At 64.2% G+C, this 14,580-nt stretch carries 11 protein-coding genes; 9 read left to right on the top strand and 2 right to left on the bottom strand.

Translation table 11 applies throughout. The features are described from left to right. Window positions 1–75: 75 nt before the first annotated feature. Both L4X63_RS07965 and L4X63_RS07960 read right to left on the bottom strand, forming a co-directional pair. Complete coding sequence (locus L4X63_RS07965) at window positions 76–252, bottom strand: rubredoxin (RefSeq protein WP_250678082.1); 177 nt, start codon at window positions 250–252, stop codon at window positions 76–78. Between the two features lie 64 nt (window positions 253–316). Beyond that, the gene (locus tag L4X63_RS07960; RefSeq protein WP_250678081.1) at window positions 317–787 is read right to left on the bottom strand and encodes a universal stress protein; all 471 of its coding nucleotides are present in this window, start codon (window positions 785–787) and stop codon (window positions 317–319) included. Between the two features lie 249 nt (window positions 788–1,036). On the opposite strand from L4X63_RS07960, the gene L4X63_RS07955 reads away from it, so the two are divergent. The 9 genes from L4X63_RS07955 (at window position 1,037) to L4X63_RS07915 (ending at window position 14,579) form a co-directional block, all read left to right on the top strand. Beyond that, window positions 1,037–1,666, top strand: a complete 630-nt coding sequence (locus L4X63_RS07955) for a DUF4136 domain-containing protein (RefSeq protein ID WP_250678080.1) — start codon at window positions 1,037–1,039, stop codon at window positions 1,664–1,666. Window positions 1,667–1,682: 16 nt separating this feature from the next. After that, window positions 1,683–2,252, top strand: coding sequence for a DNA-3-methyladenine glycosylase (locus tag L4X63_RS07950; RefSeq protein WP_250678079.1), 570 nt, complete (start codon window positions 1,683–1,685; stop codon window positions 2,250–2,252). A gap of 143 nt (window positions 2,253–2,395) precedes the next feature. Continuing rightward, on the top strand, window positions 2,396–4,480 hold the full coding sequence (locus L4X63_RS07945; RefSeq protein ID WP_250678078.1) for an ATP-binding protein: 2,085 nt from the start codon (window positions 2,396–2,398) through the stop codon (window positions 4,478–4,480). Between the two features lie 88 nt (window positions 4,481–4,568). Next, the gene (locus tag L4X63_RS07940) at window positions 4,569–5,474 is read left to right on the top strand and encodes a sensor histidine kinase (RefSeq protein ID WP_250678077.1); all 906 of its coding nucleotides are present in this window, start codon (window positions 4,569–4,571) and stop codon (window positions 5,472–5,474) included. A gap of 133 nt (window positions 5,475–5,607) precedes the next feature. Then, a complete protein-coding gene (locus L4X63_RS07935) occupies window positions 5,608–7,659 on the top strand; it encodes a PilZ domain-containing protein (RefSeq protein ID WP_250678076.1) in 2,052 nt (683 codons plus the stop codon). A 1-nt stretch (window position 7,660) separates the two neighbouring features. After that, window positions 7,661–9,910, top strand: coding sequence for an ATP-binding protein (locus L4X63_RS07930; protein WP_250678075.1), 2,250 nt, complete (start codon window positions 7,661–7,663; stop codon window positions 9,908–9,910). A gap of 186 nt (window positions 9,911–10,096) precedes the next feature. Further along, a complete protein-coding gene (locus L4X63_RS07925; RefSeq protein WP_250678074.1) occupies window positions 10,097–10,510 on the top strand; it encodes a response regulator in 414 nt (137 codons plus the stop codon). A 38-nt stretch (window positions 10,511–10,548) separates the two neighbouring features. Next, window positions 10,549–12,147 carry a response regulator gene (locus tag L4X63_RS07920; RefSeq protein ID WP_250678073.1) on the top strand — a complete coding sequence of 533 codons (1,599 nt, stop codon included), beginning with the start codon at window positions 10,549–10,551 and terminating at the stop codon, window positions 12,145–12,147. Then, complete coding sequence (locus tag L4X63_RS07915; RefSeq protein ID WP_250678072.1) at window positions 12,144–14,579, top strand: PAS domain-containing sensor histidine kinase; 2,436 nt, start codon at window positions 12,144–12,146, stop codon at window positions 14,577–14,579. Before L4X63_RS07920 ends, L4X63_RS07915 begins: the two co-directional genes overlap by 4 nt. Window position 14,580 lies beyond the last annotated feature (1 nt).

Here is a 14,580-nt window from a genome sequence, read left to right as displayed (position 1 = left end):
ACAATGAAAAGCGGGAACAGGGTAACCCCGGTCCCGCTGTCGGTCAATCTTTTCTAGCCGCTGGAATCGTACCGTTTACCGCTCTTCCGGCGGCGCGACCGGAACGAAGTTCCTTTTGCCCCCTTTGCAGACGGGGCAGGTCCACTCCTCCAGCAACTCCTCGAACGAGACCCCGGGGGGGACGTCGTTGATGGCGTCGCCCTCGTCCGGATCGTACATGTACTGGCAAATCGTGCAGGTCCAACTCTGCATGCCGCCTCCTGTACCGGTAAAATCCCTGTCCCGTGAACGGGGAAGGTGCCTCCTGCGCCTGCGGCTACCACTTGATCGGGTGTGGCTCCTTCTTCACCAGGAGGATGTTGCACGGCATGGAGCGCAGGATGGCCTCGCTCTCGCTGCCGAACAGCGCGTGCTCCAGCCGGGTCTCCTGGTGGGCCAGCATGACGATCAGGTCGATGTTCTCCTCCTTCACGACGCTGGTCACCTCGTCGATGGGGCTCCCGTCCCGGACGATCAGCTTGATCGGGAATCCCGAGTTGAGCTCCCGGCGGAGGATCTTTTCCAGCTCTTCCTTGGCCTCTTCGCGGATGCTCGCGTAGGTCTTGTGCGCGGCATCCGGGTAGGGTAGGGGCGCGTTCAGGGCCTCCTGGTCCACCGGGTTCGATATCAGGTGCAGCACTTCCAGCTCCGCCCCGAGTTTCTTGGCCAGAGAAATGCCGTTGTTCACGACGTCGCGGCAATCTTCGCTGATCCTGCTGATGGCAAGAATGCGATTGATGGTGTCCATGGCTTTCCTCCTTTTCGTTTCGCCAGCGTGAAGGTCGTGGCACGAGCGGTAGTGCCCTTCATGATAAAGTGGGCGTGGCCGAGGTGTCCGGAACCTAAAAGGAATGCGCTAACGGTGGATAATACTTAGTATATACCATTGCCAAATGGGAGCAAGATTATGGCCTACGTTAATGTGCAAACACCCCGGAGGTGTTATCATCAGAAGAGTGGATCTTTCTTCACCTCAGCGGCTACAGGAGGTAAGGCAATGAAAACGCTCTCCCTTTGCAAGGCTGGCGGTCTGCTTCTGTTTACGTTCCTCCTCTGTTCCTGCGCGTCCGTCTCGGTCGTCGATACCTGGCGCAATCCCGCCGTTTCAACCCCGCATCTCAAGAAGGTCATGGTGGTGAGCATCACCAAGAAGGAGTCGAGCCGCAGGGTCTATGAGGACATGATTGCGGCGGAACTGGCTGCCCGCGGGGTGCAGGCCATCCCCGGCTACACCGAGCTTCCGACCGGGATGGCAAACTGGGAAGCCTTGGACGGCGCCGTGAAGCGTGCCTCCGTCCAGGCGGTACTCACCGTGCAGACCATCCGGGTCGAGCAGCAGACCACCGTCCAGCCGGGTTACGTCACTACTTACCCCGGGCACTGGTACCCGGAAGCCTTCCCCGCCTGGGATCTCTACGGCTACTACGGCTCGATGGCCAACTACGGTCCCGCCTTCATCACCACCTATGACGTGGCCACCATGCAGTTGAACCTCTTCGATGCCACCAACGGGAAACTGATCTGGGCCGCCACCGTGGAGAGCAACGAGCCGGAGAAGGTGGTCACCGTCGGCAAGGAGTTGGCCCGCATCGTGGTGGAGTCGCTCTCCCGCCAGGGGCTTATCTAGCGGCAGCGGTGGTGCCATGGACTCTCCCGACTGCTGGGACCCGCTTCCCCGCTCGTTCTACGACCGCGACACCGAAACGGTGGCCAGGGCGCTGCTCGGTCAGCTCCTGGTTCACCGGGTGGCGGGAGTGGCGAGAGTAGGAGCCATCGTCGAGGTGGAGGCCTACCTCGGCCCTCACGACCTGGCCGCCCACTCCTCCAAAGGGATCACCCCCCGCACCCGCATCCTCTTCGGCCCCCCCGGCTACGCCTACGTCTACCTCGTCTACGGCATCCACTGGTGCATGAACGTGGTGACCGAGCGGGAGGGGCACGGCGCGGCCGTCCTGCTGCGCGCCCTGGAGCCGGTCGCGAACCTGGCGGCGAACACCCGGGGCCCCGGGCTCCTCTCGAAGGCCATGCTCATCGACGGCCGCCTCAACGGTCACGATCTCCTCTCCGCCGACTTCTTCATCGCTGCCGGAACGCCACCCGGGGATGCCGAGATCGCCGCCCGCCCGAGGATCGGCGTCGCCTATTCCGGCTCCTGGGCGGCCGCGCCCCTTCGTTTCTACCTGAAAGGAAACCGCTTCGTCTCCCGTTACTGACCCCGCCTTGCCACCGGAAAGCAGGACCGGCGGCCCTCGCTGGACCGCGCTCCCCGAAGCATCCCCCTCGAAATTTGTGATGCAAGGAATTCCGCCTCGGATATACTTGGTTTATTCATGAGGCAATTCCAAGGAAGACTCACATGGACGAAGCTACCCGGACGGAAAGAGCCTTGCTGGCACTGAGGGGGCTTAGCGTATCCCTTCAGTCCACCCTCGAGGTCGACGACATCCTCGACGGCCTCGTGCGCGCCGCGGTTGCCATGGCCGGTGCGGAAGGGGGGATCGCCGCCCTCTGCGCCAGCGACGGGCTTTCCGGCTTCCGGCGCATCGCCGGCGGTCAGCTGGCCACTCCTGACAGCCACTGGTCCCCCGGCGACCCGATCCCCGGGCGGATCCTTACCACCCCGCTTCCCCACCTCTGCAACGACGTGGGAAACGACCCCGCTGTCGATGCCCAGCTCGCGGCCCGTTACGGCGTCACCTCGCTCATCGGTACACCGATCCACGATGCGGGAGGCCAAATGATCGGTTTCCTCGAACTCCACAACAAGAAGGACGGCACCGGCTTCACCCGTTTCGACCAGGACCAGCTTGCCTCGGCCGCCCAGATTGCCGCGTTGGCCGCCCGCAACGCCCACGCCTTCCGGACCGTCAGCGCCATCGGGGCGAAGCTCAGGGAGAGCACCGAGCGCTACCGCGAGCTCGTCGAGGGGCTCGACGCCATCGTGTGGGAGGCCGAAGTCGATCCCTTCCGTTTCACCTTCGTCAGCCGTCGTGCCGAGGAGCTCCTTGGCTATCCCGTCTCCCAATGGCTGGAGGAGCCCGATTTCTGGGTACGCCACCTTCACCCCGGCGACCGCGAGCGGGTGGTGGGGATCTGCCGCCAGACCGCCGCCGAAGGAAGAGACCGCCGTTTTCGCTACCGTTTCCTGGCCGCCGGGGGAGCCGAGATCTGGCTGAGGGATCACGCCCGGGTGGTCAGGGGAGAGCGGGGCGCCACCTTGCGCGGGGTGATGGTCGACGTTACCGAGGCGATGGCCAACGAGGAACTCCTCAGGCGCAGCGAAGAGCGTTTCCGTTCCATCTTCGAGGGGGCGGGGATCGGCATCGCCATCGTCGACCGCCAGGGGAAGATTCTGCACGGCAACCCGGCCCTGCGGGAGATGTTCGGCAACGAGGACCAGCAGTGGGAAACGGTCGGCCTCGGCCTGGACGGCGCCCGTTTCGCCTCGCTGGTGGACGGCAATCTCGGCCGCTACCAGGAGGAGAAACTGTTCCGCGGTACCGGCGGCCGGGAGTTGTGGGTGCGGCTGACCGTCTCGGCGGTCCAGGAAGATTGCTGCGTCCACTACGCAATCGTCATGCTGGAGGACGTCACCGGGCGGTGCCGGGCCGAGGCCGAGGTCGCCCAGCTGCTGGCCCGGGTCCAGTCCGATGCGGCCGGCCTCGAGGTGCGGGTCGCCGAGCGGACCGCGCAGCTCGAGGAGATCAACAGCGAGCTCGACTCCTTCGCCCATTCGGTCTCCCACGACCTCCGGGCTCCGCTGCGGGCCATGCGCGGGTTCGCCGAGATCCTCCTCGAGGACGGTACCCTCGACGAATCCCAGCGGATCGAGTACCTCGGGAGGATCCTGTCCGCCGCCCAGGGGATGGACCTGCTCATCCAGGACCTCCTCGCCTACAGCCGCCTCAGCCGCCAGGAGATCCAACTGGAGACGGTGAGCCTCTCCCAGGTGGTGGCCGAGGCGCTTCGCCAGCTCGATCTGGTCGCGGGGGGGAAGCAGTACCGCCTGGAGGTGCGGGGAGAGCTCCCCGAGGTGGCAGGCCACCCCACTGTGCTCGTGCAGGTGCTTTTAAACCTGCTGACCAACGCCATCAAGTTCGTCCCCGGCGGCGTCCACCCGCGGCTGAGGATCTCGGCCGAGCAGGGGGAGCGGTACTGCCGGCTCTACGTGGAGGATAACGGCATCGGTATCCCCGCCGAACACCAGGAGCGTATCTTCAACATCTTCGAGCGATTGCACCCCATCGAGAGCTATCCCGGCACCGGGGTCGGCCTCGCCATCGTGAGAAGGGCGGTCAACCGCCTGGGGGGGAGGATCGGCGTCGAGTCCAGGGCCGGGGAGGGGAGCCGTTTCTGGATCGAGCTCCCGAGGGCCGCCAAGGCTCCCCTGCTGGTGGCCACCCCGGATCCCCTGGCCGCCCGGACCAAGCCGGCCAAATGAGCAAACGGCGACTCTATCTGTAACTGTCCTCCCCGGCCCTATCCCGCTGCTGGATCGGACGGGAGGGAAGCGGTGATCGGAGAGCATTATGAAGCCGCTGGATGAACGAAACAGGCTGCTGCTTTCGCAGATTCAGTCCCTGCAAAAAAACCTCGACGCGAAGTTCGCTTCCCTGGTGAGGGAACGGGAGGCGCGGCGAAGGTGCGAGCAGGAATGCCGCGAACTGAAGGCGGCCGGCAAGCGGCTCGTCAAGGAAGAGGTAAGGCTCGAGCGGTTAAAGGACGACCAGTTGATGGTCCAGGGACGGCAGGCGTTCATGGCCGAGATGATCAACAACATCGCACACCAATGGCGCCAGCCGATCAACACCTTGGGGCTTTTGGCCCAGGATCTCCAGATGACCTACCGGCTCGGGGAGTTCACCCCGGAGTTCATACAGCAAAACCTCTCCAAGACCATGGAGACGGTGCGCCGGATGTCGAGGACCATCGACGACTTCAGCACCTTTTTCCGTCCCGAGTTCGACATGGTCGATTTCCGGCTCGTGAAGGTGCTCGGCAAGGTCCGCTCCTTCCTGGAGGCGGCCTTCGGTTCCCGTAACATCGAGGTCAAGCTCGATGCCGACTGCGACCCGGTGGTGCATGGCTACCCCAGCGAATTCTCGCAGGTCATCCTCAATATCCTCATGAACGCCCGCGACGCGCTGCTGGCCGCCAAAGCGGAAAAGCCGGCGGTCACCATCCGGGTGCGCAGAGGACCGGGGGTGACGCAGGTGGCGATCGCCGACAACGCAGGCGGCATCCCGCCGGAGATCCTGGACCGGGTCTTCGACCCCTACTTCACCACCAAGGGACCGGCGGGAGGGACGGGCATCGGCCTCTTCATGGCCAAGAGCATTATCGAGAGGAACATGGGGGGGAGCCTGACGGCCGCCAACGTCGGCGACGGCGCCGAGTTCAGGATCGAGCTCAACAACAGGGAAAACGCCCCGTGACGATCCCTCCGGCCACCCTTGGGGGGGGCGGAGGGCGGGTGAGGAACGGTATGCCGGGGACTCCGGGGGGCTTCCCCGGGGAGGCGGGTGGAAAACCCGGAGCCTTATGAGGCTGCCGGGGCCGGAGGCCAGCGTGACGGACCAAGAAGCAAGGCGGGAATCGGCGCAGGTACCTGCCGGGGAGCGGATCCCCAGGGGGAGAAGCGTCGGGAAGGCCCAACTGGTCAACCGCCTGAACTTCATCAATTTCCAGGATCAGACCGTCCTGGTGAGCCTTCGGCACCTCGCTTACGACAGCTCCGTCACGCTACGGGCGCGCCCCCTGCCGTGCGCCGGCGAGCGGCTCGACTGCCGTTGGGCCGAGGAAGCCGGGGTGGGGGCGGTGCTGACCACCTACGGTTTCGAATTCCTCCTCATCCCGGACGGCAGGAAGTATCTGGTGGTGAACTCCGAGCTGGTCACCCTGGACGAGGAGGGGTTCTCCCTGGTGCTGCCGGTCACCTGCCGGGAATTCGAGGCCCGCAGGATCAAGCGCCATGCCGGTGTCGACGTCGAAGTGGAGATGATCCAGAATGCCGCGCTGCTCAAGGGTGAGCTGGACGACTTCACGCCGGTCTCGGTACGGATCTCCGGCGCCACCTTATCGCCGGCCACCTTGCAGTGGTTCAACCCCGAGCGGGAGCTGAACCTCCGGCTGGCCCGCAACGGCGCCATCGTCCACTCGGGCCCCTTCGAGATGGTTTCCCAGCGGGTGGACGGAGACTCCAGCACCCTGGTCTTGAGGCAGCTCACCCACGCCATCCAAAGGTTCAAGCCGAGAAGGTACCGGACCAACCGGCAGCAACTGGTCCCGTCCCCCAACATCGTTTTCAACCACCCCCTTATCGACAAGCGGGTCAACCTCAAGGTGCTCGACATCTCCGGGACCGGGCTGGGGGTCGAGGAGAGCGAGGGGGAGTCGGTTCTCATGGCCGGCCTCATCCTGCCGGGAGTGAGGCTCGTCTTCGGCCCCGGTTTCAGCCTCGAGCTGACCGCCCAGGTGGTCTCCCGCAACCCGCAGGGGGACGGGACCGTGCGTTGCGGGCTGGTCATCCTCGACATGGACGTGAAGGACCATGTGAAGATCCTCTCCCTCCTCCACCAGGCGGCCGACCGCAAGTCCTACGTCTGCACCGAGGTCGACCTCAACGACCTGTGGGATTTCTTCTTCGAGACCGGGTTCATCTATCCCGGCAAGTACGCCCACTTCCAGGCCAACAAGGAGGAGATCAAACGTCTCTACGCGAAGCTCTACCGGGACAACCCCCAGATCGCCCGGCACTTCATCAACCTCGACCGCGGGGCCATTCTCGGCCATCTGGCCATGGTCCGCCTCTATCGCGACTCCTGGATGATTCATCATCACGCCGCCAGGAAGTCGATGGTGCGGGCCGGGCTCGCGGTACTGGAGAGGGTGGGGGAATACTTGAACGAGCTCGACAACTTCGCCTTCGCCCACCTGCGCTTCGTCTACTGCTACTACCGCCCCGACAACAAGTTCCCCCGCCGGGTCTTCGGCGGGTACGCGGCGCAGGAAACCGACCGCAACGCCTGCTCCGAGGACCGCTTCGCCTACTTCCACTTCCGCCCCAGCGGCAGCGGCCCCGAAGCGCTTCCTTCCCCGTGGGATCTGGCGGAAAGCAGCCGCTTCGACCTGACCGAGGTGGCAAGCTTCTACCGCTTCCGCTCGGGGGGGCTCCTCACCGAGGCCTTCGACTTAAACCCCGGGGTCGCCTTCGATGACGACTTGGAGAGGGAGTACCGCGCCCTGGGGTTCGCCAAGGACAAGCTGTACTATTCGCTGCGCAAGGAGGGGGCTCTCAAGGCCTTTTTCCTGGTGAACCGGACCGACGCCGGCTTCAACATGGCGGAACTCACCAACTGCGTGACTGCCATGGTGCTCGACGACGATGTCCCGGCCACCCTGGTGACCGCGGCCCTGGAAATTATCAGCCGCGGCTACGAGGCGGGGGGGATGCCGGTCCTTGCCTACCCGGAAAGCTGGGTCCAGAAGGCGCAGGTTCCCGCCGAGAAGAGCTACCTCCTTTGGATCCTCAACCTCCAGTACACCGACCACTACTTCGAGTTCTGCGAAACGCTCTTCAGCTCCCCGGCAAAGGGGCGGCCCGGCAGCGGGGAGAGGTGACATGGACGGCTCGCCGCTTAGGGAAAGGCCGCTTTACAACAGCAGGATCATCAACTCCTTCATCCTGCTCATCAAGCAGAAGTACAGCTACGTCAACATCAGCGAGCTCCTGTCCTACGCCGGGATGAAGGAGTACGAGGTGGCCGACCAGGCGCACTGGTTCAACCAGGAGCAGGTGGACCGCTTCTACGATAAGCTCGTGCAGTTGACCGGCAACTCCCGTATTGCCCGCGAGGCCGGCCGCTATGCCGCCTCTCCCGACGTCCTCGGGGCCATGCGCCAGTACATCCTCGGCTTGGTCGATGCCGCCAGCACCTTCGACATCATCAACAAGACCACCGCCAAGTTCACCCGCTCCTCCACCTACCAGTCCCGCACCCTCGCCTCCAACGCGGTGGAGATCGTGGTGACCCCGCTCCAGGAGGGGCTCGAGAGGCTGTACCAGTGCGAGAACCGGATCGGTTTCTTCGAGGCCATCGTGCTCCTTTTCAACCACCGGCTGAGCGGGCTCCGCTACCTCCCCGAGCTCAAGCGCCTTCCCACCATCCAGCACCCGGAGTGCGTCTTCCAGGGAGGGAAGGTCTGCCGCTACATCATCACCTGGGAGAAGGCCACCTACGTCGTGCTGAGAAAGGTGGAGGCGGTGGCGGGAGTCTTCCTGGTGGTCTTCAACCTGACCCTGGCGATCCTCGGGCTCTGGGAAGGGCTCGCGGCCTCGCTCCCCGCCTCGTTCTGCGTCTACTCCCTCCTCGCGCTCTTCGCCGAGAAGGGTGAGAAGCGCGCCCTCAAGCAGAGCCTCGACAACACCAAGGAGGCGATGGACAACCTCCTCGACCAGATCGACATCAACTACAACAACGCCATGCTGACCAACGAGATCGGGCAGGCGCTGGGGGCCTTCACCAGGCGCGGCGAGATGCTGGACCGGGTGGCGGGGATCCTGAGCGAAAGGCTCGAGTACGACCGCGGGCTCATCCTTTTGGCCGACGAGGCGCGCAGGAGGCTCCAGGTGGGGGCGAGCTACGGCTACGGCGAGGAGGAGCTGGCCTGCCTGTACGGCTTCCCGTTTCTGCTCGACGGGGAAGAGTCCCCGGATGTCTACGTCGACGTCTTCCTCGAACAGCGCCCGGTGCTCGTCAACGATCTGGCCGGACCGGAGGGCGGGCTGGGAGAGCGGCGGCTCGCCTGCGTGAGGATGACCGGGACGGTGGCCTTCATCTGCTGCCCCATCGTGGCCGAAGGGGTGTCGCTCGGGGTCCTCTCGGTGGAGCAGGTCAAGGCACGCAAGCCCCTCGTGGAAAGGGACATCAGCCTGGTGACCGGGATCGCCTCCATGATCGGAATCAGCCTGAGAAACTGCCAGCTGATCAGCGACCTCGAGGCCGCCAAGGAAGATCTCGAGCAGCGGGTGGTGGAGCGGACCAAGGATCTGGAGCTGAGCCGCGGGAAACTGCAGTTCCAGCACGAGGAGCTGGAGCGGACCTACTTCGAGCTGGAGGAGGAGACCGGTCAGCGGCTCAAAGCGCTGGAGGAACTGGCGGAGAAGGAGCGGCTGCTTCTCCAGCAAAGCCGTCTGGCCGCGCTCGGGGAGATGATCAGCAACATCGCCCACCAATGGCGGCAGCCGTTGAACGAGCTCGGGCTGATCGTGCAGGAGCTCCCCATCGTCTACGACAAGGGGGACTTCAACCGCGGCTACCTGAGGGAGAGCGTGGCCAAGTTCATGCGGCTGCTAACCCACACCTCGAAGACCATCGACGACTTCCGGAACTTCTTCAAGCCCGACAAGGCGCGGGTCCCCTTTTCTCTGCGGGAGCTCGTGCAGCAGACCCTGTCGCTGGTCCAGGAGAGTTTCCGGCACCTCGACATCGCCATCGAGGTGAACGCGGAGGGGGAGCCGGTGGTGACCGGACACCCCAACGAATTCTCCCAGGTCATCCTGAATCTCCTCTTCAACGCCCGGGACGCCTTCCTGGACCGTCAGGTCGAGGGGCGCCGGATCGTCATCCGGATCGCAGCCGAAAACGGCTACGCGGTGGTCTCCGTGCAGGACAACGCGGGGGGGATCGGCGAGGAGATCATCGAGAAGATCTTCGACCCGTACTTCACCACCAGGGGGCCGGAGAAGGGAACCGGGATCGGGCTGTACATGTCCAAGATCATCATCGAGAAGAACATACCCGGCCGGCTTTCAGTCAACAACGTCGACGGCGGCGCATGCTTCACTATCGAGTTACCGCTTAGTCAGTGACAGGAGAATGGTTACTGGGAAAGAGATTAGTCATTGCAAATTAATAAATTGACATGAAAGCGGCGGCGGTTAGAATGGAAAAGAATCCCCAAGACACAACGACTTGCAGCTGCTGGTAAAGAGACGGCCGGGCCGCCGAAGAGAGTACCTTTGGTTCGCCCGGCCTTTATCTAACGGGAGATGACGATGTCTGAGCCCTGCATCTTGCTGGTTGAGGACAACGCCGACGACGCGTTTCTGGCCAGCCGGATAGTCAAGAAGGTCTGCAATGAGCGGATCGTGGTGGTGCGGGACGGGGAGGAGGCACTCGATCTCCTGGCTCAGATGGAACAGGACGGCAGCCACACCCTGGTCCGTCTGGTGCTTCTCGACCTGAAACTTCCCAAACTGAGCGGGCTGGACGTCCTGAAGACGATCAGGCGCTCCCCCCAGTTGCGGGATCTGCCCGTCGTGGTGCTGACCTCCTCCGACAACGACCTCGACCAGGAACGCTGCCGGGAGCTTGGGGTGATCGACTATATATTCAAGCCGATGACCGCCGAGCGGTTGCAGCTTGCGCTTTCCGAAGGGGAGCGGAGCCGTCCGGCCTTCTCCGGGTAGCCCGCCTCCGGCCGGCGGAAGGAGGTCAGGGGAGCGACATGAGTCTCCTACCGTACGACATCAGCGGCATCACCCTGCTCTACGTCGAGGACGAGGCGGATGCCAGGACGATGGTGAGCAAGATGCTCGTCCTCAACTACCCGAAGCTGAAGCTTTTGTCGGCGGAAAACGGGGCGGTCGGGCTGGAGCTGTACCGCGAACACTCCCCCGACCTGGTGGTGACCGACATCAACATGCCGGTCATGGACGGCATCCGGATGGCCCGCGAGATAAAGGCCATCAACCCCGAGGCCATCATCATGGCCGTCACCGCCCACTCCGACACCTCCTACCTTTTGAGCGCCATCGAGATCGGGATCCACTACTACATTTTGAAGCCGGTCAACTACGAGGAACTCTTCTCGGTCACCGACAAGATCCTCGAGCAGATCGTCCTGAAGCAGGTGGTGGCGGACGTCAATCTGCGGATCGTCGAGAGCCAGATGCAGCTCGCCATGGCCCAGCGGATTGCCCATCTCGGAAGCTGGCAACGCGACCTGGGGGACGGGAGCATGAACTGGTCCGACGAACTCTACCGGATCTTCGGCTTCGAGCCGGGAGCGCTCACGGCAAGCTACCAGGCCTTTCTCGACATGTTCGTCCCCGACGACCGCGAGGCGATCAAGCAGGCGATCCGGGAGGCGGTCGAGAACAGGGAGCCGGTCGCTCCCCATTTCTGCCGCATCGTCCGTCCCGACGGGACCCAGCGGGTCCTGCGGGTGGAGGCGGAGGTGCTCCTCGACGGTACCGGGATCCCCTCCATGATGTATGGCACTTCCCACGACGTCACCGAATTGAAGCAGGCCGAGGAGCGGATCCGGCTCCTCACCGGCGATCTCGAGCGGCAGGTGATCCAGCGCACCTCGCTTTTGCAGGCGACCGTGAGGGAGCTGGAGAATTTCAGCTACGTGGTCTCCCACGACCTCCGTGCCCCGGTGGCGCGCCTTGAGGGGTTTTGCCAGGCGCTGGTGGAGGACTGCCAGGGGTGCTCCAACCGCAGTTGTACCCAGTACGCCCAAAGGGCCCAGCAGGTGGTCCGGCAGGTGAAGCACATCATCGACGCCTTCAATAATCTCAGTCACTACGCCCGCTGCAGCATGGTGATCGACGAGGTCGACCTCTCCGCCGTCGCCCGCGCGATCGCCACCGCCTTCCAGCAGTCGGAGCCCGAACGTCGGGTGGAATTCGCCATCAACGAAGGGGTCGCGGTCAAAGGTGACCGCCGCCTTCTGCAGATAGCCCTCGAGCATCTTCTGGGCAACGCCTGGAAGTTCACCTCCCGCCGGGACGCCGCCCGCATCGAGTTCGGGCAGATGAACGAAGGGGAGGGGCGGGTCTTCTTCGTACGCGACAACGGGGCGGGCTTCGACATGAAGTACGTCAACAAGCTCTTCAAACCGTTTCAGACCATCCACAGCCCCGGCGAGTACACCTGGGACGGGACCGCCATCGGGCTCGCCACCGTCCACTCCATCATCCTGCGCCACGGTGGCAGGATCTGGGCCGAAGGGGAGGTCGACCGCGGCGCCACCTTCTATTTCACCCTGAGTCCCAACCCCGAGCCGGGGAGTTTCCTGGAGGACGTTTCCTCGCTATGAAAGGTCGAGCCAAAAGCCGGAGGGGGGGGAGCCCCAAGGGGCGCTACGGTGCCGCACGGCGCAAGGTGTACCTCCGTCCGGCCACCCTCCCGGCCCCGCAACGGGAATGGGAGAAGATGCCGTACTCCGACAGCGACGCCAAGGCCTATCTCGCCGCCATCGTCGACTATTCGGCCGACGCCATCATCAGCAAGAACCTCTCGGGGACCATCACCAGCTGGAACCGCGGCGCCCACCAGCTCTACGGCTACAGCGCCGAGGAGGCCATCGGCCGGTCGATCTCCATACTGGTCCCCGCCGACCGGCTCGACGAGCTCGCCTGGATCTCCGAGCGGGTCACCCGCGGCGAACGGGTCGACGGCCTGGAAACCGTCCGCCTCGCCAAGGACGGCAGGCGGATCGACGTCTCGCTCACCCTTTCCCCCATTCTCCGCAGAAACGGCTCCATCAGGGGAATATCGATCATCGCCCGCGACATAGGGGCCCGGGTGCGGGCCGAGCGTGCCCTCAGGGAGAGCGAGAAACGCTACCGCACCCTGGTCGAGATGGCTCCCGACGCCATCCTGGTACACAAGGATGGGAGCATCGTTTACGCCAACTGCGCGGCGCTCGGGATCAGCGGTGCGCAGTCGCTGGACGAGCTCCGTGCGCGGGCCTCGATCCTGGACCTGATTCACCCCGACGACCGGGACGAGGTCCGCACCCGCCTGCAGGACCTTCTGGACGGCGAGGAGATCCCGCTACGCGAATACCGGCTCCAGCGGCTGGACGGCACCGCCATCTCGGTGGAGCTCGCCTCAACCGTGATCGACTACCAGGGGACCGCTTCCATCCAGAGCATTGCCCGCGACGTCTCCCAGCGCAAGCGCCAGGAGGAGGCGCGGGAGCGGATGCTCAAGGCGCTCTCCTTCGAACGGGCCCGCTTCGAGGCCGTAGTCTGCCAGATGCCGGTCGGGGTGATGATCGCCGAGGCTCCCAGCGGAAAGATCATGTACGACAACCTCCGCTCCCGCGAGATTTTAAGCGTGGATGCCGGCCAGGTGAACGGGGTGGCCGATTACCTCCGCTACCAGCTTCGCGGGCTCGACCGTTCCCTGCTGCCGCTGGAAAGGTACCCGATGGTGCGGGCGCTGAAGGGCGAGGAGGTCAGGGAGGAAGAGGTAGAGATCGAACTGGGCGACGGCACCTTCGCCTACCTCATCGTCAACGCCGCTCCCATCCGCGACTCCGCAGGCAACATCAGCGCAGCCCTGGCCGCCTTCATGGACATCACCATGCGGAGAAAAGCCGACCTCGCCCTGCAAAGCAGCGAGGAGCGCCTCAACGTGGCGGTGGAGACCGCCGGCCTGGGGATCTTCCATTGGGATTTCACCACCGACGTCCTCGACTGGTCGCCGCTGGCCAAAGAGCACTACGGCCTTCCTGCCGCGCGGGAGATCACCCCCCCGCTCTTGCGCCAGGCCTGTCATCCCGAGGACTGGGACCATTTCAGCCGCGCCCTCCAGGAGGCCTTGGCCCCCCAAAACGGCAACTTCGCCGCCGAGTACCGTACGGTGGGAATCGCCGACGGCAAGCTGCGCTGGCTCACCTCGCGGGGGAAGGTGACTTTCGACCAGGATGGGAACCCGTTGCAGATCACCGGGGCCTGCCTCGATATCACCCACATCGTGGAGGCCGAGAAGGCGCTGAAGGACGAGATCGCCGAGCGGCTGAGGACGGTGGAGGAGCTCCGCAAGCAGGAGCAGCTCCTCATCCGCCAGGGGAGGCTTGCCGCCATGGGCGAGATGATCGGCAACATCGCCCACCAGTGGCGCCAGCCCCTGAACACCCTCGGGCTCATCGTGCAGGAGCTGCCGCGGATGTACGCCCACGAGCTCTTCAGCCAGGAGTACCTCGAGGCCTCGGTGGCCAAGGCGATGCAGGTCATCAACTACATGTCCAAGACCATCGACGGCTTCCGGAACTTCTTCGGCCAGGACAAGGAGAAGGAGTACTTCCGCGCCTGCGACGTGCTGACGAGGACGGTCTCCATCGTGGAGGCGGCCTTCACCGAGCTCAACATGCGGATCGAGATGGAGATGGACCAGGTGGTGGAGGTTTACGGCTATCCCAACGAATTCTCCCAGGTGATTCTCAACATCCTCGTCAACGCCAAGGACGCCATCCTCGAGCGGAAGGTCCCCGATCCCAAGGTCACCCTGCACCTTTCCAAGGAAGACGGCCGGGCGGTCATCACCATTACCGACAATGGCGGCGGCATCCCCCCGGACCTCATCGACAAGATCTTCGATCCGTACTTCACCACCAAGGCCCCCGACAAGGGAACCGGCATCGGGCTCTTCATGTCCAAGACCATCATCGAGAAGAACATGGGAGGAAGCCTCACCGTCCGTAACACCGCAGATGGGGCCGAATTCAGGATCGAGGTCTGAC

This window comes from Geomonas sp. Red32 (assembly GCF_023652955.1).
Classification (GTDB): domain Bacteria; phylum Desulfobacterota; class Desulfuromonadia; order Geobacterales; family Geobacteraceae; genus Geomonas.
Note: the sequence above shows the minus strand (reverse complement) of the source record. Positions and strands in the feature narration are given on the sequence as shown.

What these genes read in the sequence shown, in the direction of transcription:
- L4X63_RS07965 (WP_250678082.1), bottom strand. Translation starts at nt 252, where the DNA reads ATGCAGAGTTGGACCTGCACGATTTGCCAGTACATGTACGATCCGGAC.
- L4X63_RS07960 (WP_250678081.1), bottom strand. Translation starts at nt 787, where the DNA reads ATGGACACCATCAATCGCATTCTTGCCATCAGCAGGATCAGCGAAGAT.
- L4X63_RS07955 (WP_250678080.1), top strand. Translation starts at nt 1,037, where the DNA reads ATGAAAACGCTCTCCCTTTGCAAGGCTGGCGGTCTGCTTCTGTTTACG.
- L4X63_RS07950 (WP_250678079.1), top strand. Translation starts at nt 1,683, where the DNA reads ATGGACTCTCCCGACTGCTGGGACCCGCTTCCCCGCTCGTTCTACGAC.
- L4X63_RS07945 (WP_250678078.1), top strand. Translation starts at nt 2,396, where the DNA reads ATGGACGAAGCTACCCGGACGGAAAGAGCCTTGCTGGCACTGAGGGGG.
- L4X63_RS07940 (WP_250678077.1), top strand. Translation starts at nt 4,569, where the DNA reads ATGAAGCCGCTGGATGAACGAAACAGGCTGCTGCTTTCGCAGATTCAG.
- L4X63_RS07930 (WP_250678075.1), top strand. Translation starts at nt 7,661, where the DNA reads ATGGACGGCTCGCCGCTTAGGGAAAGGCCGCTTTACAACAGCAGGATC.
- L4X63_RS07925 (WP_250678074.1), top strand. Translation starts at nt 10,097, where the DNA reads ATGTCTGAGCCCTGCATCTTGCTGGTTGAGGACAACGCCGACGACGCG.
- L4X63_RS07920 (WP_250678073.1), top strand. Translation starts at nt 10,549, where the DNA reads ATGAGTCTCCTACCGTACGACATCAGCGGCATCACCCTGCTCTACGTC.
- L4X63_RS07915 (WP_250678072.1), top strand. Translation starts at nt 12,144, where the DNA reads ATGAAAGGTCGAGCCAAAAGCCGGAGGGGGGGGAGCCCCAAGGGGCGC.